General features: G+C 64.3%; 19 protein-coding genes. 9 read left to right on the forward strand and 10 right to left on the reverse strand.

The window, feature by feature from the left end; all coding sequences use genetic code 11:
- Nucleotides 1-73: 73 nt before the first annotated feature.
- On the reverse strand, nt 74-2,407 hold the full coding sequence (lon, locus tag ACRCUN_RS26220) for an endopeptidase La (protein WP_462144546.1): 2,334 nt from the start codon (nt 2,405-2,407) through the stop codon (nt 74-76).
- Between the two features lie 251 nt (nt 2,408-2,658).
- Here lon and ACRCUN_RS26225 point away from each other — a divergent pair, with 251 nt between their 5' ends.
- Nucleotides 2,659-3,828, forward strand: coding sequence for a DUF262 domain-containing protein (locus tag ACRCUN_RS26225; RefSeq protein ID WP_462144547.1), 1,170 nt, complete (start codon nt 2,659-2,661; stop codon nt 3,826-3,828).
- A gap of 68 nt (nt 3,829-3,896) precedes the next feature.
- Nucleotides 3,897-5,132, forward strand: a complete 1,236-nt coding sequence (locus ACRCUN_RS26230; protein WP_462144548.1) for an AAA family ATPase — start codon at nt 3,897-3,899, stop codon at nt 5,130-5,132.
- 122 nt (nt 5,133-5,254) lie between these two features.
- Here ACRCUN_RS26230 and ACRCUN_RS26235 read toward each other — a convergent pair whose 3' ends face one another.
- From ACRCUN_RS26235 to ACRCUN_RS26245, 3 genes are all read right to left on the reverse strand, one after another.
- On the reverse strand, nt 5,255-6,262 hold the full coding sequence (locus tag ACRCUN_RS26235; protein ID WP_462144549.1) for an esterase family protein: 1,008 nt from the start codon (nt 6,260-6,262) through the stop codon (nt 5,255-5,257).
- 159 nt (nt 6,263-6,421) lie between these two features.
- On the reverse strand, nt 6,422-7,822 hold the full coding sequence (locus ACRCUN_RS26240; RefSeq protein WP_462144550.1) for a mechanosensitive ion channel domain-containing protein: 1,401 nt from the start codon (nt 7,820-7,822) through the stop codon (nt 6,422-6,424).
- Nucleotides 7,819-9,987, reverse strand: coding sequence for an adenylate/guanylate cyclase domain-containing protein (locus ACRCUN_RS26245; protein WP_462144551.1), 2,169 nt, complete (start codon nt 9,985-9,987; stop codon nt 7,819-7,821). The genes ACRCUN_RS26240 and ACRCUN_RS26245 overlap by 4 nt, the downstream gene beginning before the upstream one ends.
- 90 nt (nt 9,988-10,077) lie before the next feature.
- On the opposite strand from ACRCUN_RS26245, the gene ACRCUN_RS26250 reads away from it, so the two are divergent.
- On the forward strand, nt 10,078-10,521 hold the full coding sequence (locus ACRCUN_RS26250; RefSeq protein ID WP_462144552.1) for a DUF1810 domain-containing protein: 444 nt from the start codon (nt 10,078-10,080) through the stop codon (nt 10,519-10,521).
- Nucleotides 10,522-10,525: 4 nt separating this feature from the next.
- On the opposite strand, the gene ACRCUN_RS26255 is transcribed toward ACRCUN_RS26250, so the two are convergent.
- Genes ACRCUN_RS26255 through ACRCUN_RS26265 form a run of 3 tightly spaced genes read right to left on the reverse strand, consistent with a single transcriptional unit; the run spans nt 10,526 to nt 14,060 of the window.
- Nucleotides 10,526-11,848, reverse strand: a complete 1,323-nt coding sequence (locus ACRCUN_RS26255; protein WP_462144553.1) for an alpha-amylase family protein — start codon at nt 11,846-11,848, stop codon at nt 10,526-10,528.
- Nucleotides 11,845-12,327 carry a nucleoside deaminase gene (locus ACRCUN_RS26260; protein ID WP_462144554.1) on the reverse strand — a complete coding sequence of 161 codons (483 nt, stop codon included), beginning with the start codon at nt 12,325-12,327 and terminating at the stop codon, nt 11,845-11,847. The genes ACRCUN_RS26255 and ACRCUN_RS26260 overlap by 4 nt, the downstream gene beginning before the upstream one ends.
- Nucleotides 12,328-12,353: 26 nt before the next feature.
- A complete protein-coding gene (locus ACRCUN_RS26265) occupies nt 12,354-14,060 on the reverse strand; it encodes a tetratricopeptide repeat protein (RefSeq protein ID WP_462144555.1) in 1,707 nt (568 codons plus the stop codon).
- A gap of 98 nt (nt 14,061-14,158) precedes the next feature.
- On the opposite strand from ACRCUN_RS26265, the gene ACRCUN_RS26270 reads away from it, so the two are divergent.
- The gene (locus tag ACRCUN_RS26270) at nt 14,159-14,857 is read left to right on the forward strand and encodes a DUF5701 family protein (protein ID WP_462144556.1); all 699 of its coding nucleotides are present in this window, start codon (nt 14,159-14,161) and stop codon (nt 14,855-14,857) included.
- A 19-nt stretch (nt 14,858-14,876) separates the two neighbouring features.
- Nucleotides 14,877-15,506: a PaaI family thioesterase gene (locus ACRCUN_RS26275; RefSeq protein ID WP_462144557.1), complete on the forward strand. Its 630-nt coding sequence runs from the start codon at nt 14,877-14,879 to the stop codon at nt 15,504-15,506.
- A gap of 4 nt (nt 15,507-15,510) precedes the next feature.
- Here the strand turns inward: ACRCUN_RS26275 and ACRCUN_RS26280 are convergent, their stop codons facing one another.
- The gene (locus tag ACRCUN_RS26280) at nt 15,511-17,508 is read right to left on the reverse strand and encodes an FUSC family protein (protein ID WP_462144671.1); all 1,998 of its coding nucleotides are present in this window, start codon (nt 17,506-17,508) and stop codon (nt 15,511-15,513) included.
- Between the two features lie 71 nt (nt 17,509-17,579).
- On the opposite strand from ACRCUN_RS26280, the gene ACRCUN_RS26285 reads away from it, so the two are divergent.
- Together ACRCUN_RS26285 and ACRCUN_RS26290 are read left to right on the forward strand one after the other, a co-directional pair.
- Nucleotides 17,580-18,320, forward strand: coding sequence for an EthD domain-containing protein (locus ACRCUN_RS26285; RefSeq protein WP_462144558.1), 741 nt, complete (start codon nt 17,580-17,582; stop codon nt 18,318-18,320).
- A gap of 25 nt (nt 18,321-18,345) precedes the next feature.
- On the forward strand, nt 18,346-19,110 hold the full coding sequence (locus tag ACRCUN_RS26290) for an enoyl-CoA hydratase/isomerase family protein (RefSeq protein ID WP_462144559.1): 765 nt from the start codon (nt 18,346-18,348) through the stop codon (nt 19,108-19,110).
- Here ACRCUN_RS26290 and ACRCUN_RS26295 read toward each other — a convergent pair.
- Together ACRCUN_RS26295 and ACRCUN_RS26300 are read right to left on the reverse strand one after the other, a co-directional pair.
- Nucleotides 19,107-19,325, reverse strand: a complete 219-nt coding sequence (locus tag ACRCUN_RS26295; RefSeq protein WP_067859463.1) for a (2Fe-2S)-binding protein — start codon at nt 19,323-19,325, stop codon at nt 19,107-19,109. The two genes, ACRCUN_RS26290 and ACRCUN_RS26295, sit on opposite strands and share 4 nt — an antisense overlap.
- Nucleotides 19,326-19,337: 12 nt before the next feature.
- Nucleotides 19,338-19,970, reverse strand: a complete 633-nt coding sequence (locus tag ACRCUN_RS26300; protein WP_462144560.1) for a fatty-acid--CoA ligase — start codon at nt 19,968-19,970, stop codon at nt 19,338-19,340.
- A gap of 240 nt (nt 19,971-20,210) precedes the next feature.
- Between ACRCUN_RS26300 and bfr the strand changes: the two genes are divergently transcribed.
- Nucleotides 20,211-20,690, forward strand: a complete 480-nt coding sequence (gene bfr, locus ACRCUN_RS26305) for a bacterioferritin (RefSeq protein WP_067859523.1) — start codon at nt 20,211-20,213, stop codon at nt 20,688-20,690.
- Nucleotides 20,691-20,847: 157 nt separating this feature from the next.
- A complete protein-coding gene (locus tag ACRCUN_RS26310) occupies nt 20,848-22,905 on the forward strand; it encodes an MDR family MFS transporter (RefSeq protein ID WP_462144561.1) in 2,058 nt (685 codons plus the stop codon).
- The last annotated feature ends 34 nt before the right edge of the window (nt 22,906-22,939 follow it).

Raw genomic sequence — 22,939 nt, forward strand, 5'->3', positions numbered from 1 at the left:
GCGGGTGTGCCGGCCGACACTCCGTGTCGTCACCGGCAAACCCGCACGCTCGCACCAGACGGGCCGCCGCGGCTCAGGCCGCGACCGTGACCGCCTCAGCCGCCGGCTCCAGCGCCTGGGCGATGATGTCGGCCACGTCGGTCATCGGCTTGACCTCCAGCGCTTCGAGCACCTCGGCCGGGACATCGTCCAGGTCGGGCTCGTTGCGCTGCGGGATGAAAACCGTTGACAGCCCCGCTCGTTGCGCCGCCAACAGCTTCTGCTTGACCCCGCCGATAGGCAACACGCGGCCGTTCAGCGTGACCTCACCGGTCATGCCGACGTCGCCACGCACCTGTCGCCCGGTCGCCATCGACACCAGTGCTGTCACCATCGTCACACCGGCCGACGGACCGTCCTTGGGCACGGCGCCCGCGGGCACGTGCACGTGGATGCGCCGGTCCAGCGCCTTGGGGTCGACGCCGAGCTGCTCGGCGTGGGCCCGCACGTAGGACAGTGCGATCTGCGCCGACTCCTTCATCACATCGCCCAGCTGACCGGTGAGCTGCAATCCCGGCTCGCCATCGTTCGAGTTCGCCTCGATGTAGAGCACGTCGCCGCCGAGACCCGTGACAGCCAGGCCCGTCGCGACACCGGGCACCGCCGTACGCTCGTCGGATTCCGGCGTGAACCGCGGACGACCCAGGTATTCCACGAGGTCCGGCTCGTCGATCGTGATGGGCGCGTTTGCGGAATCCAACTTGGTCGTGACCTTGCGCAGCGCCTTGGCCAGCAGCCGCTCGAACTGCCGCACACCCGGCTCGCGGGTGTAATCGGCGGCGATCTTGCGCAACGCGGCGTCGGTGACAGTCACCTCGGCTTCGGTCAGTGCCGCGCGGTCGGCCTGGCGGGGGAGCAGGTAATCGCGTGCGATGGCGACCTTGTCGTCCTCGGTGTATCCGTCGATCTGCACCAGCTCCATGCGGTCCAGCAGCGCCGACGGGATGTTCTCGATGACGTTGGCCGTCGCCAGGAACACGACGTCGGACAGATCCAGGTCGAGATCCAGGTAGTGGTCGCGGAACGTGTGGTTCTGCGCCGGGTCAAGGACCTCCAGCAGCGCGGCCGACGGGTCACCCCGGTAGTCGGAGCCGACCTTGTCGATCTCGTCCAGCAGCACAACGGGATTCATCGAACCCGCCTCGCCGATGGCTCGCACGATCCGGCCGGGCAGCGCGCCAACGTAGGTTCGCCGATGGCCGCGGATTTCGGCCTCGTCGCGCACACCGCCCAGGGCGACGCGCACGAACTTGCGGCCGAGTGCCCGCGCCACGGACTCACCGAGCGAGGTCTTGCCCACGCCGGGAGGCCCCGCCAGCACCATCACCGCACCGGATCCGCGGCCGCCGACGACGGCCATGCCGCGCTGGGCGCGCCGAGCTCGGACGGCCAGGTACTCGACGATGCGATCCTTGACGTCGCCCAGCCCGTGGTGGTCGGCGTCCAGAATCTCGCGGGCACCCTTGAGATCGGTGGAATCCTCGGTGCGTTCATTCCACGGCAGGTCAAGAACGGTGTCCAGCCATGTGCGAATCCAGCCGCCCTCGGGGCTCTGCTCGCTGGACCGTTCCAACTTGCCGACCTCGCGCAATGCCGCCTCGCGCACCTTCTCGGGCAGGTCGGCGGCCTCGACACGGGCCCGGTAGTCCTCTGATCCATCGGGTTCGCCCTCGCCCAGTTCCTTGCGGATGGCATTGAGTTGCTGGCGCAGAAGGAATTCCTTCTGCTGCTTGTCCATTCCGGAGCGCACGTCCTCGGCGATCTTGTCGTTGACCTCGACCTCGGCCAGGTGTTCGCTGGTCAGGTCGATCAGGGTGCGTAACCGCGCGGCGACGTTCTCGGTCTCCAGCAGTTCCCGCTTCTGCACGTCGGTCAGGTAGGACGCATAGCCCGCGGTGTCGGCGAGTGCCGAAGGGTCGGTGATCTTGTTGACCACGTCGACGATCTGCCACGCCTCGCGCCGCTGCAGCATCGCCAGCAGCAGCTTCTTGTACTCGGCCGCCAGCGCCTTGGTCTCGTCGTCGGATTCGGTCTCGGCGACTTCTTCCACCAGAACCCACAGCGCCGCGCCCGGCCCGGTGGTCCCGGAGCCGATGTGGGCACGCCGCTCACCCCGCACAACGGCGGCTGCACCACCGCCGGGCATCCGGCCGACCTGCACGATCGACGCGATCACGCCGTAGGTGGGGTAGCGGTCGTCGAGGCGCGGTGCGATCAGTAGCTTGCCGGTCTCACCCGTCGGAGCGGCGGCCTTGGCCGCTTCTACGGCCGCACGGGCGGCGTCGTCGAGTTCGATCGGCACCACCATTCCGGGCAGCAGGATCGGCTCGCTCACAAACAACACGGGCACTGCGATTGGTTCGGACATCAAACCTCCAAAGTTCAGTCTGATGCGCTCAACCTTGCGGTGTTCCGATTTGTTCCCGGCGGGTGAATGAACCTGCCTCGGAGGGGACTCGGCTGTGTTGGTCGCGACGCACGAGTCGGCGTCGACGATGATGTGATCGTGATCGCATCAAGGACCCACAGTCGGTCGAGCTATATCCGCGCATCCGTGTGCGGCTCTAGTGACGGCCAGGCAGTCCTGTTTGAACGCACTTTCCACGAAGGCCGGTCCGCATGAAACTAGGCAAGTCTGATCTACAACTTGAAACGATCGTCAGTAGAATTAATGCTGGAGAATTAGACCTCCAGCCTGATTTTCAACGAGGCGAAATTTGGGACTCGCGGCGGCGGCAGAGACTTGTCGACACCATCCTCCGTGAGTGGTATATACCCGCTGTCCACATTGTTATTGACCACAACGGGCGCGAAGAAGTGCTTGACGGACAACAGCGACTGGCGGCTATCCGGGATTTCTTTGACAATAAGATCCCTGTTGACGGGTCAATTGAGCCCAGAGACCCTCAGATTGAAGAACTAGATGGATTGCGCTACGACAGCCTTCCGGACACGGTGAAAAGGGCTGTCAAGCGATTTGTGATACAGACAATTACGCTTAGTGAATACCTACCTCAGGAGCCGAATGAACTGTTCTTTCGACTCAACCAGTCTTATAATCTTACACCGCCGGAAAAGCGTAACGCATTGCATGGTAAAGCGCGAGATCAAATTAAAGATCTCGTGAAACACCTAACTGAATCTGGGCTACTGAAGCGTGAAGTCATCGGCTTTGCGAATGGACGTTTGGCCTACGACGATATCGTCGCGCGAACATGTGTCGCAGTTGAATTGGGAACGTTGCGAACTCATATTAACAACACTGTTGTGGAGAATTATTACAGATCCTCCGAATTCTCTGAGGAAACAATCCAGCGTGTCTCGCGGGCCGGGCATGTTCTGCAAGAGCAAATCTCTTCAGTCGGCGATAAGGTTCGCTTCAATAAGGGTACGCTACAGACCTGGCTTATCTACTCAGACTGGGCGACTGCTATCACAGGCGAGCTGCCAGGCCATTTGTTGCGGAACTTTGAGAGTGACCGACTCGCTCTTCGGCGCGGCGAGTCCATGGTAGAGCGGCCCGTTTCGCACGGACTCCAGGAAGTCATACGGCTATATGACGATCGTGCATCGTATCGCGTTACTGACGTCTCATCTGTTTTAACGCGTGATCTAGCGATTCATCTTTACTCGCAGGCTAATTTCTCCACTCCGGAGGTTAAACGATCCAATCGTCTCTTGTCCGAACTTGCGAGCTCGCCAGGTGAAAGGCACCAGCCGCTGTTTTTTGAGTTTATCGACTACCGCAACTGGGGCGATCAACTGAGTGATGTTGAGGCGGCCCGGTGAGGGAAGTTAGGGAATCTGCAGTCTGGAGTCAGCTGCGGAGGTCGCGCGGTCGCGACGAGCCAAACATAGTGAAGCTCACCGACAAGATCTCAGTCGACCTGGCAGAGCCTTGCATAGTTGTGGGTGGGAAGAACGGTGCAGGAAAAACGCGGTTCCTGCGCGGACTTCAGAGCCATCTCGGTGATTCCTCGTTGATGATTGATTTGCATTATCTATGTGAGCAAGCATTGATGATACTTCGGTCGCGTATCGATTTTGACGATATGACCGAGGAATTCACTCCTCTAAACCTCGACGAAGAACGGCTTAGCGACATCGCTCGCATTGTTGGGCGCGAGTACGAAATGGTCGAATGGTTCTCTTTCGAGGTTGAGCCTGATGATGATACGGTCGCAAGTAGATTTCGCTGGTCGTCCGATCAGCCGTCCGTACCGTATTTTCGAGTGCGGTACCGCGGCGTTGAGTACACTTCGCGCGACATGGGACTGGGGGAATTCTCGGTCCATTTCCTCTTTTGGATCCTAGAGCAGTACCGCGACGTGAAAGAAATCACATTACTACTTGATGAGCCGGACGCTTTTCTTCCCCCAATTGGTGTGTCTCGGTTGTTGGCTCGCGTGCTCCGTATTTGCCTCACAAGACGTTGGCGGGTAATCATCTCCACCCACTCCGAAGAGATGATTCATCAAGCTAGGGCGGAGAACGGCTTCCTGCTCCTACGCAGCGATGCAGCGGGAGAATCCGTCAGCGTGTTTTTATCAGACGATCCATCGGCCGCTGATTCTCTGCTATCAAGACCGCCAATTAGGCATGTCTTCTTCTGTGAAGATGAGTCGGCATGGTTTTTGACACGCGCGATTCTCGAGGCGGGCAGTAATTATCTTGCGCGCGCTTCAACCGTTGTATGGGGCTCCGGCGAAGGCTATATGCAATCGCTAAGGTCCTGCCTTCCGAAGTCGCCCCGGCCTGACATCTATTTCGCATTTGTGTTCGATGGAGATCAGCGTGGGAAGGTCGAAGCGTCGAAGCCGTCGGAGTGGCCAACCATGTTCCTTCCTGGCGACTCAGACCCAGATACTCTTATGAAAAGTCTTGATGTCACCGACCTGGCTGAAGCATTGAGCGTCGATACAGCGCGCTTGGAAGTTTTTTTGGATTCAATTGAGGGCGCTGACGTGCATGATTGGATTAACAAACTGGGCGATGAATATGGCAGACAATTTGTGCTACGGACGCTGTCCGTTTCCTGGTGCGAAAAGAACCCCGAATCGGTAGCGGAGTTCCTCGCGCAGCTTCGTCGCTGACGCCGGATGCCTGTACATCGTGCATAGTTTTGGTGTCGCAACTCCGCACATAGAAACTCCAGACATAGAGCAGGGAGCCTGCCGTCGGGGGGAAACGGCAGGCTCCCTGGGTGGGTGGTTCTCTACGTGGCGGACTGTGCGCCCAGCACCCGCTGGATGTCGGGCTTCATCTGCTGAAGCTGTGCACCCCAGTAGTTCCACGCGTGCGTGCCGTTCGGCGGGAAGTTGAACACCGCGTTCGTGCCGCCGGCCGCGATGTAGTTGTCCCGGAACGTGATGTTCGTCCGCAGGGTGAGTCCTTCGAGGAACTGCGCCGCCATCAGATTGCCGCCCGAGGCCCCGGCGTCCAGATCCGACGGAGTGCCGGTGCCGCAGTAGATCCAGAGCCGTGTGTTGTTGGCGACCAACTGATTGATGTTGACCATCGGGTCGTTGCGCTTCCAGGCCGGATCGGTCGACGGACCCCACATGCTCTCTGCGTTGTAGCCTCCGGCGTCGTTCATCGCGAGCCCGATCAGCATCGGCCACCAGCCCTCAGACGGGTTCAGGAAGCCCGACAGGGTGCCGGCGTAGATGAACTTCTGCGGATGGTAGATCGCATAGGTGAGGGCCGCGCTGCCCGCCATCGAGATACCGACGACAGCGTTGCCGGTCTGCGACACACCGCGATTGGCCTCCAGCCACGCCGGCAGTTCCTGCGTCAGGAACGTCTCCCACTTGTAGGTGTAGTCCTGCCCGTTGCCCTTGGATGGCTGATACCAGTCCGTGTAGAAGCTGGACTGCCCGCCGACCGGCATGACCGTGGACAGGCCCGACTGGTAGTACCACTCGAACGCCGGCGTGTTGATGTCCCAGCCGTTGTAGTCGTCCTGGGCGCGCAGGCCGTCGAGCAGATAGACCGCATGCGGTCCGCCGCCCTGGAACTGCACGCGGATGTTGCGGTTCATGGACTGCGAGAACACGTCGAGGTACTCGACGGGCAGGCCTGGCCGGGAGAAGGCCCCCGCGCTCGCCGACCCCCCGGCGAACCCGATCAACCCCGGCAGGGCCAGTGCTGCCAGCGCCCCGACGATGAAGCGGCGCAACGCTTTCCACGCTGCTATGCCACGCATGTCTTTGATGACCTTCATAACGGCAACCAACCCACCTTTCTTCGCATGCCACAAGCAATTGCCGTCGCTGTGTGGTGCTTAGCAAACCATGCGTCACACCAGTCACAGGCGTAACAGCGCCGGAGGGGCAGATCGCGGTTGGCTAACGATTACGACTCGGTGCCGAGACCTGTCTTCTCACTTGGCGGAGGCCGTCAATGCCTGCTGTGCGGCGGTCCGGCGCTCTTCGATCATCCGGCCGAGCTCGTGCAGAAGCAGCGGGTTACGCATGACCAATTCCTCGAGGAAATGGCGCTCGACCTGGAGGACCGTCGTTTCCTGGACGGCATGCGCCGACGCGAGGGCGCCTTCGCGCGTCAGTGTGGTCTGCCCGAGGAAATCGCCGTCGGTGAGGGTGCGCACCGGGACGATGGCACCGTCCTTACCGGTCACTGTCATCGAAACACGGCCTGAGACAATGAAACTCATGCGAGCCGGTACTTCTCCGGCGACCTGGATCGCTTCGTCGGTGCCGTAGCGGGTCAAGGTGGCGTGGCTGAGCACTTCCTGCTGTTCGGTATGGCTGAGCCGCAACGTCGGCGCCATCTGCCGCACGGCCTTGTCCAGTCGCTCGGGTGTGGCGAACGTGTCATCGGCCCCATCGAGATGAAGTTCGGCCCGCCGCGCCGCATACCAGAGCCACCGTAGAAACGTCGCGCGCGCCGCGGTGTCGTCGGCCGGGGTTCGCAGTGGGATAGAAGTCTTGTACTCGCCGCCGCCGATCGGGACAGCCTTGGGAACTGCGTTCGAACGCCGCTGCGGCAATTGGGTCGCGATGCGGACGAGGAGTGCGCACACCTCGTCCGGCGGGTCGGCGGACGTGAACGCGGTGACAATCGACAGCGAGTGCGACGCTTCCGGCCTGCTGAGATTCGTGAACGACGCTCCGGCCAACACCGAGTTGGGCATGATCTGCATACCGCTGCCGGTGTCGATATGCGTTGCCCGCCAGTTGACCTCGACCACGCGGCCACGCGCGGACGGCGTGTCGAGCCAATCGCCGAGTTGAAAAGGCTGCTCGAACAACAACAGCAGACCGGAGATGATCTGGCCGACCGAATTCTGCAGCGCCAGGCCGAGCACGATCGAGGTGACGCCGAGAGCGGTGAACAAGCCGCCGACGTTGGCGCCCCATACGTAGGCCAGGATCATCCCGATCCCGATCGCGATCAATGCGAATCGACCAACATCGAGAAAGATCGACGGAATACGCTTGCGCCAGCTGCCTTCCGGGGCTCCTTGGAACAGGGTGGCGTTGAGCCCCGACAGCAACAGGATCATCACGACGAACCCGAATGCGGTGGCGACGATCCGTACCGTTGTTGCCTCAACCGATATCTCGCTGCCCTTGACGAGCAGGATCAACAACGCGCCGAGGGGGAGGATGTAGTTGCGCAGGAGGCCGATCGGCCTGGCAAGGTAGCTGCCCCGACGCGCCAGCACGTTGTGTAGTTCGGTCAGTAGCACGAGGCCGATCGGCAACCCGATCGCGACAGCCAGGGCCCAGTAGAACCAGTCGGCCTCCAGAACACCTCTCATGCCTGGCGCTCCGCCAACCGCCAGATGGGCCGTTCGGCTCCGCTGACCGTGACCGATCCGGCCGCGGTGAACTGGCGGATGTCGCGGGTCGCCTCGTGCACCGAGTCCGTGACGTACACGCCGGGCTGCGGGGCCCCGCTCTGCACCTGGTAGGCCAGGTCGACCGCGGAACCCCACATGTCGTAGGCGAGGCTGGACCGCCCGATCAACCCACTGCTGACGGTGCCGGTGTCGATGCCGGCCCGCAGCTTGAGGTCGTATCCCGTCTCACCGCGGAAGCGGTCCACGACGCGCTGCATCTCTACGGCGAAATCCACGGTCCGACGCACGTTGTCGAGCCTCGGCACGGTCAGCCCGCAGCTGGCCAGGTAGCCGTTGTGCAATGTTCGGACACGTTCGATGCCGAGATTCTCGGCGGCCGCGTCGAATTGGCGCACCAGCTTGTTGACGATCGCCAGATGCTCGTCGGAGCTCATCTCGGCCGCCAACTCGTCGAGCCCGATGAGGTCTGCGAATATGACGGTGACGTTCTGGTGGTCCTGCGCGATGGTCTCCTCGCCTTCGCGGTAACGCTGGACCACCGCCTCGGGCATCATGGAGAGCAACAAGCGGTCGTTTTCGCGGCGTTGTTCCTCCAGCAGATCTTCTTTGATACGCAGATTGCGGCTCATCTCGTTGAACGCCACGGTGAGGTCGCCGAACTCGTCGCGCGACAGCACCGGCAACGAGATGCCGTAGTCGCCGGCACTGATCTGTTGGGCACCTGCCTCCAGCCGGCGGATCGGTCGCACGAAGAATCTCGCCAGCAGAATCGCGGCGATGCACACCACGAAGATCATCGCGACAGTCGACAGGACGAGCGTGCGGGTGAACTTCGTGACCGGCGCGAATGCTTCGGACGTGTCGATCTTGGCGACCACCGCCCAATCGAGCCCGACCAGGTCGACCGGCGCATACGCCTGCAAGGTTTCGTTGCCGAGATAATCCGTTTCGATGATCGAGCCGGATTGGCCGCGTTGGGCCAGCTTCGAAGCCTCATCGTTCACCGGCTGCACCAGGGTGGTACCGCCCTGCCGGATCGATTCCTCGGCGACGTCGGGCGGCGTACCCGCGTCGATCACATCCTGCTTGAACTGGTCTTGGTTTTCGACGAACAACCGCGAATCCGACCGCATGAGACCGTCCGGGCCGACCAGGTACGTCTCGCCGGTTTTGCCCATCCCGGCTTCTTCCCACTTCTTGTCCATGGTCATGAGCCGGTTGATGCCGGTGATCGGAAACTGCAGGGCCAAAACACCTTTGACGGCACCGCCGGTACCGATGGGCGACATCAACCACGCCGTCGGGGTGTCCGCCGGTTGGTAGGGGCCGAAATCGGTGATCGCGACATAGTCGACGGCGTTGGACTCCAGGGCTTCTCTGTACCCCTCGGTGAGATTGCCGCCCTTGTAGGGGCCCGTGTAGACGTTGGTGCCCAGATCGGGGCCTTTGTAGGCGCTATAGACCACGTTGCCCCGGGTGTCGAGCAATAGCGCGTCCTCGAAGTTGAACCGGGTCACGATTTCCCGGAAGAAATCATTGAAGCGGGCATTCGCCGCCGACCACGCGCTCCCGTCGCCCGCGTCGTCGAACTTGATCGCCTCGTCCCAATCGGTGAACGGTGCCATGTAATTGGCCTGTAGGTACTTTTGTGCATTCGAGCTTGGGAGTACGGCGGCGACGTCGGTTTCGTTTCCGTTCTGTAAGTCCTCCGGTTTGACGAATTGGTTCTCGTACCAGTCGGTGATGGACTTCTGCTGCGCGGGACTGATCGATGCGTTGCCCAGTTGATCGAACCCGGCGGTGAAGGCGTCGGCGGCCTCGGTCGCGGTTGTGCCCCTGGTGTAGATAATGAGCGAATTGCGTAGAAGTTGGAACTCGGATTCCAACTGGCGGGCCTGCGCGGAACGCACTTCGGTCAAACGGTCGAACACCGAGTCGCGCAGGGAACTCCGGCCGGACTGGTAGCCGATGAATCCCACGACCGCGGCCGACAGCACGCTCGTGATCAGCAGCATTGCCAACAACTTCGACTGGATGCTGATGCGGGACAGCATCCGGCGCCGGAGTTTCTTCGACTTCGGCGCCGGTTCAACGGATGCGGCTGGCTCGGTTGTCGTTGTCATCGAAAACAAAGGTTAGCTGGGCAATGCTTAGGCTGAGCACTTTGTGGCGAAATCGTTGTCGGCAGCCGGGTTTATGGAATATTTGACGTTGTGGTCACCGAAGATGATCCGTTTGATCTACAGCGCTTCACCGAAGCGCAGGACCGCATTTACCCGACGGTGCTCGATGAATTGCGCACGGGCAGGAAACGCAGCCATTGGATCTGGTTCATCTTCCCGCAGCTACGCGGTTTGGGCAGAAGTCCGACCGCACACTATTTCGGGATCTCCTCGCGTGCGGAGGCGCTCGCCTACCTGAGGCACGACACGCTCGGTCCCCGGTTACGCGAATGTGCCGGTGCGGTAGCGCAAATCGAAGACAAGACTGCCGAACAGATCTTCGGCTGGCCGGACTGGCTCAAGGTGCGTTCCTCGATGACTTTGTTCGCTGAGGTGGCCTCGAACTCGGGCGAGAAGGACGATGAGTTCGTGGCTGTGCTCGATCGGCTGTACGACGGTATGCCGGACCCGGCCACCCTCGGCCTGCTGGGCTGACCGATCAGCGTGGCTCGATGATGAGCCAACTGTGGCCGGCCACCTCGGGGTCGGTGACCTCGGCCTGCGGTGGCGCGCCGGAACCGGCGACCACCAGGCCGGCGGGTACGCCGAGTTCGGCCAGGGAAACCCGAAGGGGTGCGTCATCGACGTTGAGGGCCACGATGAGCGCTCCCGCGTCACCGTCGGCGCGGTAGACGTATTGAGTGTTGGTCAGGCTGAGCGCGGACGTGGTCGCGGTGTGCAGCCACGGGTGACGGCGGCGCAACCCGATGAGGTACTGGTGCAGCCGCCGAACGTCGGCGCCCGGTTGCGCTGAATCAGCGGGCGGCGAGCCGAACGCGGGGCGTACCGCATCATCTCCGCCGCGCCGGTCCTCTTTGACGCCACGGTAAGCCGACTCGTCGCCCGCGTAGATGCTCGGGGTTCCGCCGGTGGTGAGCAGGATGACCAGCGCGTGCTCGAGATGCTGCGGATTCTCCAGCTGGCTGGCGATGCGCGTCACGTCGTGGTTGCCGATGAACGTCAGCGGCACGAAGGTCCTGAGAAAATCGTTGTGCCGCTGCAGTGCCCAGTCGAGCTCGTGGAAGTTGCCGTCGTTGAGGCTGCTCCAGATCGCCTTCCACAGCTCATATTGGGTGACCGAGTCGAAGGTCGCGGCAGCGACGGTGGCTTGGTAGTCGCCGTGGATGACCTCGCCGACGAACCACGCGTCGGCGAACTCTCGGCGTACCGCGGGCAGCACCTGCGCCCAGAATCGATCGGGTACGGCATATGCCGCGTCCAGTCTCCAGCCGTCGGCACCGCGGCCGAGCCAGTGCCGCATCACCGTCGCGGTGTACTCGACCACGTCGGGGTTGTCATGGTTGAGCGCGATCAGCTCGCCGTGCCCCTCGAACGTCGTGAACTCCGACTGTGCTCCGCGCCGGCGGAACCATTCCGACGCCGGGTGGTCGGGCCCGCCTTCGAGGGCTTGGCGGTACTGCTCGAAATCTGTTCCCACGTGGTTGAACACGCCATCGAGCAGTACCTTCAGGCCGCGTTGATGGGCTTCGGCGATCAGGTGATCGAAATCCGCATCGTCACCGAGCCGGGGGTCGATGCGGAAGTGGTCGGTGGTGTCGTAGCCGTGTGTGCGTGACTCGAACAACGGGCCGAGTGCAATGCCGGACACCCCGAGTTCCACAGCGTGGTCGAGCCATTCGACGATTCGACGTAATCGGTGGTCATCGGCAGTGGGCGGCTGGTCGGCCGGGAAAGCACCAACGAAGCCCAACGGGTAGATCTGCCACCAGATGGCGTGGGCGACCCATCCGGGTTCTGTCATGACGGCTGGAATTTCGCCGCGTAGAGCGCCTTCATCGGCTCGGCGAATTCGTCGACCGGTCCCTCGACTTCGGCGCCGGGGGCGACGGTGTTGATCGGCAGGCCCGCGACCGGTGCCGGTGGTGCACCCCATTCGGTCAGCCAACCGGTCAGCTGCGCCGATGAGGTCGCATAGACGATGCGGCCCAGACCAACCCAGGCGTGCGCGGCCGCACACATCGGGCAGTGCTCGCCGGACGTGTACACCGTGGCACGCGCACGTTGCGGCGGATCGAGACGGTTGACGGCCCAGCGGGCGATCGCGAATTCCGGGTGCTGGGTGGCATCGCCGTCCTTGACGCGATTGCGGTCCTCGAACAGGGTGGCGCCGGACTCGTCGACCAGAATCGAGCCGAACGGCTCGTCGCCGTCGGCGAGGGCTTCAGCCGCTAGTTCAACACATCGGCGCAGGTGCGAAAGATCGTCGTCGCTGATGGCCACAGCCGGAGTTTACGCGGGGAGTGCGCTCAACTGCCGCAGCACGGATCGGCGACGTCGAGGCGGCACGCGCACGAGGCCGTAATCGGGACGTCGGCACGCGCCAGCGCCAGTTCGAGCTGCTTGCCGACGATCGCCGCCTCGGCGTCCCGGCCGAGCCGCCGCAGGCATTCGTGATAGCCGTGCAGGCTCCACACGTTGTTCGGATGCTGGCACGACCGGCTCAGCGTGGGGTCGAGACCGAGATCGGCGGCATACACCTGAGCGGCTTCCTCGACCCGGCCCTGTTCGAGCAGCAGCGCGCCATAGGCATGCCGGGTCGGCTGCATCCAGCCCCACGGTTCGTCGTAGGGCAGTGCGTCGTCCAATTCGATCGCGCGTCTCAGGTTTGCGAACGCCGTGTCGTAATCACCCTCGCGGTAGGCGATCTCGCCGTTGAGCATCTCGCGTGCGATGGCGAGGATGTCGAGGCTGGTGTTGTTGAACAGATATCGGCTTTCGGGGATGCGCTGGTAGGCGGAGTCGAACGCATCCCGTTCCGCTCGCGCCGCGTCGAGCCGTCCCCGCGCGGCATATGCCACGCCGCGACCGTAGTGGACGGTGGCCGTCGTCGTGCAGTACAGCTCGGGATCGCTTGGCAGCGGTTCGGCGATCAGCTCGTCCCAGCGGCCGAATCGCACCAGCACATGTACCCGCAGCGGCACGAACGCCTCAAGCCAGTCCGCCATGGGCGGGGAGGCCACCGAAAGGAGTTCGGGGGTCAATTGCCGGGACAGTTCGTCGGCGGCGTGCAATGCGATCTGTGAGCTGCCCTGAAACATTGCCGAGTACACCACGAAATGCAGGTCATGGGCCCGGTAGAGCGAGTAGAAGTTGAGCGGGCCCTGCCGTTCGACGAACGCCCGATCCGCTTGGACGGCAGCCAGATTCGAGGTCACCGAGCTCCGGTAGTCGCCGCACAGCACGTCGATGTGGCTGGGCATGTGTTGTAGATGTCCGGCATCGGGCACCAGATCGCGCAGTAGATCGGCAGCAGGCAGCGCGGCCTGCGGGGTGGCCGACATCTCCATGGCGTGGATATAGAGGTGCAGCGCCCCTGGATGCTCACGTCCGGCCGGGGTGGCCAGCACGCCGTCGAGAATCTGTTCGGCCTCACGGACTCGCGAGCCCGGTGCAGGTTCACCGGTGCGGCCGTCCCACAGCGCCCATGCGGTCACGTTGAGCAAGGCATCCGCCGCAAGCGTCTGCACGTCGGTGTCGTCGGGATATCGGTGTGCCAGCGTCACCATCGCATCGGCGTAACCGGCATGGCCGGCGAGCAAGGCTGGGATGTCACCGGCGTCGCCGGTCGGGAACCGCATCTGCAGTGCCGCGATCAGGCCGCGCTCGACCGCCGAGGCCCGGCCCTCGGTGGCCAGCTCCAATTCGGTGCGCGCCCGCCGCAGCGACGTCTCCAGATCGACGGGATCGAAGGCGTCCCAGGCTTTGTTGTAGTTCGGCCCGATCGAGTAGGCGATGCCCCAGCGGGCGATCGCGAGGTCGTTGTCGAGTTCGAGCGCCCGCTCGAAGCAACGAATCGCCTCTTCGTGATTGAACGCGTAGGCCCACACCATGCCACGGTCGAACCAGAGCTGGGCCTGCGGCGCCGGTGTGTCAACCGGCCGGTGATAGGACCCGAGCCGGTAGTACGGTTCGGTCGAGGCTGAAGCCGTCACGCTCGCACGATAGTTCAGCATCGGTGCCGGTGAGAAGCGTTGCACAAAACGCTGAGCCGAATTGCCGCGTATCGGTGAGCGGCTCGGAACAAGCGGCGGGCATGCGTCGTTGGGGGAGGATGCCGAACACCGCGCACCCTGTCCCCTCGACCGCCCCGGCCACCCTGCCGGGCCTCGGTGAACAAGCCGAACGACTCATCGCGCTCGGGTTGCACACCGTGGGCGGGCTCAGTGCATCCGCGGTACGAGCCGCGGCGCGTCAACCCGGCGAACCGGCGGCGCTTTTGGTTGTGCACCCCGATCTCATCTCGGCCCGCACGCTGGCGTCACTTCTCACGGTCGACGACAAGCCAGGATTCGTGGTGAGCGACATGGACGACGTCGACGAGTTCACCGCGATCGACTCCGTGACCGTGCCGGATCGGCCTGCTTATCTCGTATCCGGACTCGACCGGGGCGACGCGATGGCGAACTGGTCGCCCGACGAGGCGCTGCCGGCGATAGCTGCCGCCGGGCGCACGCCTTCGACACTCACCGAGGGTCTGTTCTGGGTGCTGCAGCAACCGGGCATTCTGGAACGGGGCCACTGTTTCATGACGATCGGCTCGCGCAAGCGCAAACGCGACGGCACGCTGGATGCCCGTACCCCGGCTTTGTGGATCAGCAACGGCACGGGGCGCGATGGGCCGGAAAACCGCAACGCCCCGAAAGTCGGCTGGTGCTGGGCCGGCAACCGTCACACGTGGCTCGGATTCGCTTCGGCGGGAGCCAGAACCGCTGTTCCCGCCGGGGAAGGCAACTCGACACGCGTGCACTGAACGTGTTCTAGTTCTTCGCATGGCGGGCTTCACCCACGTTGAGCATCTCAGTGCTGCCGATGTGCACCGGCTTCGGTCGGTGTACGAGCCATTGGCCGAGTCGGTCCGGGACCTGATCGACGCCACGATCCGCTCCGAGGTGGACGACGCCGAGGTGGCCGCCGCCAAGGCACAGATCGACGCCGTGACGGCGCGGCTGCGGGCCAAGCAGATGGACGGACCGTTCGGCGTCCGCTACACCTCCGACGGCGCCCGCATGCCATGGGGCAACCCCGCGATCGGCATCCGGAACCCGATCTCGCCGCCGTTGGTGATCGTCAAGGACGGCTCGGGCGCCGTCTCAACCGACTTTCGTCTCGGTGCCGCCTATGAGGGTCCGCCCGGCCATGTACACGGCGGCATCGTCGCGATGGTGCTCGACCACGTGCTCGGCGAGGTCGCGGCCAGTGACCCGGTCAGCCCTCGGTTCACCGGCACGCTGACGATCCGCTACCTGCGTGCCACGCCGCTCGGTGACCTGCACGCCGAGGGTCGGATCACCCGTACGGACGGGATCAAAGCCTTTGCCAGCGGCCATGTTTCGGATGCCGATGGGATCACCGCGGAGGCCGAGGGCGTGTTCATCCTGCCGAAGTGGGCGCGGGGTTGATCCGCTAGCGCGAACCCTCGGCGGGCTGGACCCGGTCGATGGAGATGCCCACCAGGCTTCGGGTGATGGTCGACAGCTCGGCGACCAGGATGCGCGCGGCGCCGTTGTCGGATGCCAGCGTCGTGGCGACATCGTGGACGCGCTGCAGCGCGGCCGACAGTTCGGCGGTGTTCAAGCTCCACGGCACCGCAGGACTGGGTGGCGCGCCGCGCAATGCCTCCACGTAATCGTCCACGGCAGCGACGAACTCGCTGTGTAGTGCCGACGACGGATGACTCGGCAGGCTGTTCTCCAGCGTGCTGCAGGCACTGGTCACCGCGTTCAACGCGGTGCGGTACGACCGCAGCCACCGGCGCAGCGTCGGCGAGTCGAGCCGAGCGGCACCCCACGCTGCCTCGAACGCGGCTCGCGCCCGAAACGCCCGCTGCCAGGCCGCCGACAGGGTTTCGGCCGTGTGGTCGACCTCGTGCACGAATGCCTTCACGACCAGGGCGGCATAGTCGATCTCGGTCATCAAGAGTTCGCCGGCACGTTGCCGCAGCCGGATCAGCGCATGGTCGGGCAGCGCCACGTGGGCCATCACGGCGAGACCGCCTCCGATGAGTACGCCGAACAACCGGTCAGCGACACCCGACCAGCCCGCCGCGCCGCTGGCGCCGACGACGAACACCGCCATGGCGCCCACCGCCACGCCGACCGTGAGATATCCGAAGCGCGACACCGCGTATCCCACGCCGACGAACGCGACCGCGCACACCGCCGAGCCGATTCCGCCCGGTTGCCACATCAACGTGACAAGTGACGCGATGACAATCCCGGCGGCCAACCCAGCCATGCGCCCCGCGCATCGCGTGTAGGTGTGTGCGGTCTCCGGTCGCAGCACGACGACGACGGTCAGTGCCATCCAGTACCCATGCTCGAGCCCGCCGAACCGCGCGGCGGCCACTGCGAGCGCCGTGGTCACCGACAATCGGACGGCGTGCCGCAGGATCGGCGAAGTCCGGGTCAGATGCGAGCGGACCACCGCGGGGGCCGATGCCAGCGATCCGATGAGATCCGGTCGGTGCAGCTGCCCGAACCGCAGGGCCGCCGCCTCGCGAAGCTGTTCGGAGAAGCGCTGTGCGAGCGTCGCCTCGGTGCCCGTCACCGCCGCCGCGGCGGTCTCGACCCGGGCCAGCGCGTGTTCGGCATCGCGCCGGGCGGTGTGCCCGTGGTCGGCGATCGAATCGAGCAGAGCGGCGGCCGCGGTCAGCAGCTGTGTCAGACCACTGTCCGGGTCGTCGTCGGCCGTCGACCGCAATGATGCCAGGGTGGCCGAAAGCCGTTCGGGCAAGCGGTATCCGCCGTGATATGCCCGCGGGCGCTGACTGACCTGGGAGTCGGCGAACACCTCACGTAACCAGGTGAGCGGGGCGTCGTCGACATCGACGGAACGGTCGGCGGCCAGATTGCGTGTGTCGGTGGCCAACGACCGGTATGCGCGGGTGAGTCCCTCCCGCTGAGCGCGCCACCGCCGCGGTGGCCATACCGCGATGAGCGCTGCCTGCACCAGGCCTGCGAGGAATACGAGTGCCGGAGCCAGCAGCGCGTCACGCAGCGTCGGTCCGACCGGGGGAGCGACGACCAACAACGCGCTCGCCGCCGATGCCACCAGGCCCGCATTCGCGCCGAGCGACCACTGCATGCCCGCTGCGAAGCACCATGCCGCGACGACGACGACGAACAGCACGCTGTGAGCGCCGGTGAGGACGCCGAGGAGGACCACCGCAGACAATTCGAGCGACGCGGTGACGACCAGCGGGACCCGGCCGCCGGGACTGCGCTGCAAGGCGATGGCGCCCGCGATCACGCCAGCACCGAGTGTCCACATGGCTGTCGGGCCGGAGCCCCACGCCAACGCCGCGAGCGTCACCGCGAGGACGCCGGCAAGGCTGCGCAGCACCGCACCGGCGTCGGGGGTGCTCAGCCGTAGGGCGTCGGCCGCCTGTCCACCGGTCTGCACCAGCCCATTCTTGCTCGGCGAGTCCCGCTGGGTGGCCAACCACGCCACGCTGCCCGTTGTAGGTTTCCATCGTGGAAAAGGTCATCGTGACGATGCGGGCCGCTCAGGCCGACGAAACCTGGTGCACGCGATTGCTTTCGCAGGTCCGGGACAGCGTGCTCGACCTCGGGCCGTCCGGGCTGACGTTCAACGTCCGAGACGGCGCGGTGCGCGATTCCCTCATGACGTTGACGACGCTCGAGCCGCCCGTCGTCGCCGTGGTGAGCATGTGGGTCCAGCAGTATTACGGTCAGGAGGTGCGGGCCGCGATCGATCTACTCGCTGCCGAATGCGACGCGCTGGCAGCCTATCTCGTGACGGAGTCGGTGCCGCTGCCCGCGCCGGAAACCGCGCCCGGTGAGCGCACCGACGGGTTGGCCAACATTGCCCTGCTGCGCCGGCCTGCCGAACTCGACGAGCCGACGTGGCTACACCGTTGGCACATCGACCACACCCCGGTCGCCATCGAAACCCAGGCCACCTTCGGCTACACGCAGAACACCGTGGTGCGCGCGCTCACGCCCGGCGCCCCGGCGCTCGCGGCCATCGTGGAGGAACTGTTCCCGCTCGCGGCGGTGTCGGATCTGCGTGCGTTCTTCGGCGCGGCCGACGACGCGGACCTGGCTGACCGTATGCAGCGGATGGTGGCCAGCACGGACGCGTTCGGCGCCAGCACAAACATCGATACCGTCCCGACGAGCCGCTATGTGTACTCCAGCCCATTCACCGGGCCGCTCGCCGGGCACATCGCCGCACCCGGTCATACCGACTGAAACGTGTTCTAGTTACGCTGCACGCGTGACGCTCGAGATCGAGGACGCCAACCGGGTACGCACTTTCACGCTCAATCGGCCCGAAGCGCTCAATGCGTTCAATGAGGCGCTGTACGACGAGATGACGAACGCGCTGCGCGCAGCCGCCGAGGATCCGCAGGTGGCTGTGGTCCTGTTGACCGGCGCCGGACGCGCCTTTTCGGCGGGCAATGATCTCGTCGAGATGCAGACACGCATCACCAATCCCGATTTCACGCCGGGGGAGCACGGGTTCTACGGGATGATCGAGGCGCTGACGGCGTTCGACAAGCCCCTGATCTGCGCGGTCAACGGCGTCGGCGTGGGAATCGGCACCACGATCCTCGGGTTCGCCGACCTCGCGTTCATGTCGGCGACCGCGCGCTTGAAGTGCCCGTTCACGAGCCTCGGCGTCGCACCCGAGGCGGCCTCGTCGTACCTCATGCCGCGGCTGGTCGGCAGGCAGAACGCGTCGTGGCTGCTGATGTCGTCAGAGTGGATCAGCGCCACCGAGGCACGCGAGATGGGGTTGGTGTGGAAGGTGTGCGAACCCGACGACCTGCTGGCCGAGGCGCGTCGACACGCCGAAATCCTGGCGGCTAAGCCGATTTCGAGCCTGCAGGCGGTCAAGCAGACGATGACCGCACCGATCCGCGACGCCATCGTGGCCGCAACCGACCGGGAGAAGGCACTGTTCGTGGAACTGGTGGGCGCTGCTGCCAACGCCGACGCCCTCGCGGCATTCGCCGACCGTAAGGGGTCCGGCGGCTAGGTGCCCGTGCGCGACGGGCAGCCGTTGAACTGAGCGCGGCCACCGACCGGCTGTGACTGTGCGGCGGCGATGATCGCGCGAATGGTGCGCCGGCACCGGCCGCAGTCGGCGCCGGCACCGCAGGCCTCAGCGACCTCTTTGGACGTGGTCGCGCCGGCCGCCACGATTTCGTTGACGACGTGGCTGGTCGCTCCGGTGCACAGACAGACAAACATCAGCGCACCCGGCTATTCCTGGTCTTCAACGGTCATGATGTGGGCCAATTTGCCGACGAACAGGCTCGGATAGGCCCCGAATCCCGCCTTGGTCATCCACTCGGCGGCGGCATCGGGGTGATCGATCCACTGTCGCGCGCTGACCTCGTTCTCGATTTCCTGCAGGATCATGACTTCGCGGCCGTCGTCGAGGGCCTGGTACACCCAGATCTTGCGGATGCCGCTGTGTTCGAAGCGGCCGAGTCCGTCGTGCACTTTCCGCATGAGGGTGGGCACGTCATCGACCGAAGCGACCGCCCCGACAATGACGCCTGCGACATATTCCTCGGGCGTCGGCTCGGCCAGGTCGATCTTCTCGACGACCTCGCCGCCGAATATCGGCGGAATATCCTCGACGCCGGATATGTCGAACCATTCGAAAATCGCCGGTGAACGCAACACATCGCGAATGGATCGAGCATGCCGGATGCCGATCGTCACGAGCACCCGGCCGGGCTCCCAAATGGATTTGTACAGCACCACATGGTGCGCGCCTATCGACAACAATCCCGAACGATGTTTCTTCATCCATTTCCACATCTGTTCGACATCGTCGACGCGAAAATCGCAGGAAAGAATGAGTGAGTGCAAATCGTACTCACCCATTTTTACCGGCCTTTCCTGCTGACTTGGCGACATGTTAGCGCAGTCTAACCTTAGTTAGGACAGGCAGTCCAGTCTTCGTGGCCACGGTTCGGGCAGTGGCGGTCCCACCGTCCGGCAACACCCCAAGAACATGCCGAGAATGGGCTTATCTATTGCGCCGCCCAGCACTTTCTGCACTAGATTGGAAGTGCACGGCAAACAGCGACACTTGATCAGCCCTCAAGGTGTTTAGGAGTGACCATGCAAGGCGACCCGGAGGTTCTGAAATTGCTCAACGAGCAATTGACGAGCGAACTCACGGCGATTAACCAGTATTTCCTTCATTCCAAGATGCAAGACAACTGGGGATTCACCGAACTGGCCGAACACACCCGGTCCGAATCGTTCGAAGAAATGCGACACGCCGAGGCCATTACTGACCGAATTCTGCTGCTGGACGGATTGCCGAATTATCAGCGGCTGTTTTCGTTGCGTGTCGGCCAGACGCTGCGTGAACAATTCGAGGCCGACCTCGCGATCGAGTACGAGGTCGTGGCGCGACTCAAACCCGGGATCCTGATGTGCCGCGAGAAGCAGGATGCGGTGAGCGCGAATCTGTTCGAGGGCATCCTCAAGGACGAGGAGGGTCACATCGACTACCTCGAGACCCAGCTCGAGCTCATGGACAAGCTCGGCGAGCAGCTCTACGCCGCGCAGTGCGTATCCCGGCCGCCGCAGTAGCGGTCCCGTAGTGCCCCGATAGCGGGGTTTCGGCTCAAGCCGCCCCGGGTAGCCGGTCAATCGCCGGTCGCCCGGGGCGGCTTTGTTCGCGCTGTAACTTTCATAGCCTGTCTAACGATGTCCTTCACGGAACCAACATGGCCGGCGAAAGGAAGTCATGACGAGCGCACCGACCGCCGAACAGTCGTCCGACACCGTGTTGCTGAGTGTGCGGCGTCGCAATCTGGTGTTCGTCGCGGTCCTGCTCGGCATGCTGCTGGCGTCGCTCAACCAGACCATCGTCGCCACTGCGCTTCCCACCGTCGTGGCCGACCTCGGTGGCGCGGGCCATCAGTCCTGGGTCGTGACGAGTTACCTCCTCGCGTCCACCGTCGTCACCGCCGTGGTCGGCAAGGTCGGCGACATCTTCGGCCGCAAAGCCGTGTACCAGGTGGCGGTGCTGTGTTTTCTCGCCGGGTCGGTTCTCAGCGGGCTGTCGGGATCGATGGCGATGCTTGTGGCGGCGCGTGCGCTGCAAGGCATCGGCGGTGGCGCCATCATGGTCACGTCTACCGCCCTCATCGGTGAGGTGATCCCGTTACGGGACCGCGGTCGCTACCAGGGGGCGCTCGGAGCCGTATTCGGTGTCACGACCGTGGCCGGGCCACTGCTCGGCGGATTCGTGACCGATCACCTCGGCTGGCGGTGGGCGTTTTGGCTCAGCATCCCGGTCGGCATAGTGGTGCTTGCGGTCGCCGCCGCCACGATCCCGGCGCGGGCGGCGCGTCCGGCGCGCCCCGTGATCGACTATGCGGGAATCGTCTGGGTCGGGATCGGGGCGTCCGGCCTGACTCTGGCGACGAGCATGGGCGGCGAGTTGGGATGGACGTCGCCGGCGCTCATCGGGCTGATCGTGGTGTCCGTCGTCGCCTTGGCGCTGTTCGTGCGGGCGGAGAACAGAGCGGTCGAACCCATTCTGCCGATGCGCCTGTTCCGCAACGCGGTGTTCTCGGTGTGCTGTGTGCTGTCGCTGGTCGTCGGCTTCGCGATGCTGGGCGCGCTGACATTCATGCCCACCTTCATGCAGTTCGTCGGCGGCGTCTCGGCTTCCGAGTCCGGGTTGCGCACCATGCCCATGGTCATCGGGTTGCTCATCACCTCGACTGTGAGCGGCAGCCTCGTCGGGCGCACCGGCCGCTACAAGATCTATCCGGTCGCGGGTACGGCGATCATGTTGATCGGTTTTGTGCTGCTGTCGAGGATGAACGCCGCGACGCCGGTGCCCCTGCAGTCTCTGTATCTGTTCATCCTGGGCGCGGGCATCGGTCTGTGCATGCAGGTGCTCGTCCTCATCGTGCAGAACACCGCGGACTTCAACGATCTGGGCGTCGCGACGTCGGGGGTGACGTTCTTCCGGACCATCGGCAGCTCATTCGGCGCCGCGGTCTTCGGCTCGCTGTTCGCCGGCTTCCTGTCGGATCGGTTACCCGGTGCGCTCGCCGCGAGCGGCGCCCCGCCCGTCGCGGCAGATTCGCCAAAGGCTCTGCACGAACTGTCGCAGGAAGCCGCCGCGCCGATCGTGAATGCCTATGCCGATGCGCTGGATCTGGTGTTTCTGTGTGCCGCGCCGGTGGCGCTGATCGGGTTCGTCGTCGCGTTGTTCCTCAAGGAAGTGCCGTTGCGTGAGACGGAGGCTGCGTTGGCCGTTGACCTCGGTGAAGGCTTCGGCATGCCGAGCTCCGAGTCTCCCGACAAGGTCCTGGAGACCGCGATCAGCCGCTTGATGCGCCATTCGCCCGAGATCCGGTTGCGCACGGTCGCCGGATGTCCAGGATGCGAACTCGACGTGGCCGGGCTGTGGGCACTGCTGCGGATATACCGGCAGAGCCAGGTGTTCGGGACCGCCCGATTGACCGAGATCGCCGACCGGTTACGCGTGCCGTACGAAGTGCTCGAACCCACGTTCAACCGACTCGTCACCGACGGCTACGCGTTACGCACCGGCGACCAACTGTGGCTGACCCAGAGCGGGGCGCGGCAGGTCGATGCGGTGTCGGCTGCGCTCGTGGGGCTCATCGTCGACAAACTCGCCGCGTCATCGTCTTTCGACGGTCGGCCCGACCGCGCTCAGGTCGAGGCGGCGCTCGAGCGCATCGCCCATCGAGTGCTGGTGCAGCGGGACTGGAGCGACGACCGCGAGGAGTTGGCCACCGCCGGCGCTGTCGAGAAAAACTAGAACTTGTTCCAGATATTCGCCCGCGCGCGTACGA

The organism is Mycobacterium venezuelense (assembly GCF_054919535.1).

Excerpts from the sequence above, each read along its gene's own strand:
- ACRCUN_RS26310 (WP_462144561.1), top strand. The coding sequence starts at position 20,848 with ATGACGAGCGCACCGACCGCCGAACAGTCGTCCGACACCGTGTTGCTG.
- ACRCUN_RS26300 (WP_462144560.1), bottom strand. The coding sequence starts at position 19,970 with ATGGGTGAGTACGATTTGCACTCACTCATTCTTTCCTGCGATTTTCGC.
- ACRCUN_RS26270 (WP_462144556.1), top strand. The coding sequence starts at position 14,159 with ATGCCGAACACCGCGCACCCTGTCCCCTCGACCGCCCCGGCCACCCTG.
- ACRCUN_RS26225 (WP_462144547.1), top strand. The coding sequence starts at position 2,659 with ATGAAACTAGGCAAGTCTGATCTACAACTTGAAACGATCGTCAGTAGA.
- lon (WP_462144546.1), bottom strand. The coding sequence starts at position 2,407 with ATGTCCGAACCAATCGCAGTGCCCGTGTTGTTTGTGAGCGAGCCGATC.
- ACRCUN_RS26235 (WP_462144549.1), bottom strand. The coding sequence starts at position 6,262 with ATGAAGGTCATCAAAGACATGCGTGGCATAGCAGCGTGGAAAGCGTTG.
- ACRCUN_RS26240 (WP_462144550.1), bottom strand. The coding sequence starts at position 7,822 with ATGAGAGGTGTTCTGGAGGCCGACTGGTTCTACTGGGCCCTGGCTGTC.
- ACRCUN_RS26255 (WP_462144553.1), bottom strand. The coding sequence starts at position 11,848 with ATGACAGAACCCGGATGGGTCGCCCACGCCATCTGGTGGCAGATCTAC.
- ACRCUN_RS26275 (WP_462144557.1), top strand. The coding sequence starts at position 14,877 with ATGGCGGGCTTCACCCACGTTGAGCATCTCAGTGCTGCCGATGTGCAC.
- ACRCUN_RS26245 (WP_462144551.1), bottom strand. The coding sequence starts at position 9,987 with ATGACAACGACAACCGAGCCAGCCGCATCCGTTGAACCGGCGCCGAAG.
- ACRCUN_RS26265 (WP_462144555.1), bottom strand. The coding sequence starts at position 14,060 with ATGCTGAACTATCGTGCGAGCGTGACGGCTTCAGCCTCGACCGAACCG.
- bfr (WP_067859523.1), top strand. The coding sequence starts at position 20,211 with ATGCAAGGCGACCCGGAGGTTCTGAAATTGCTCAACGAGCAATTGACG.
- ACRCUN_RS26295 (WP_067859463.1), bottom strand. The coding sequence starts at position 19,325 with ATGTTTGTCTGTCTGTGCACCGGAGCGACCAGCCACGTCGTCAACGAA.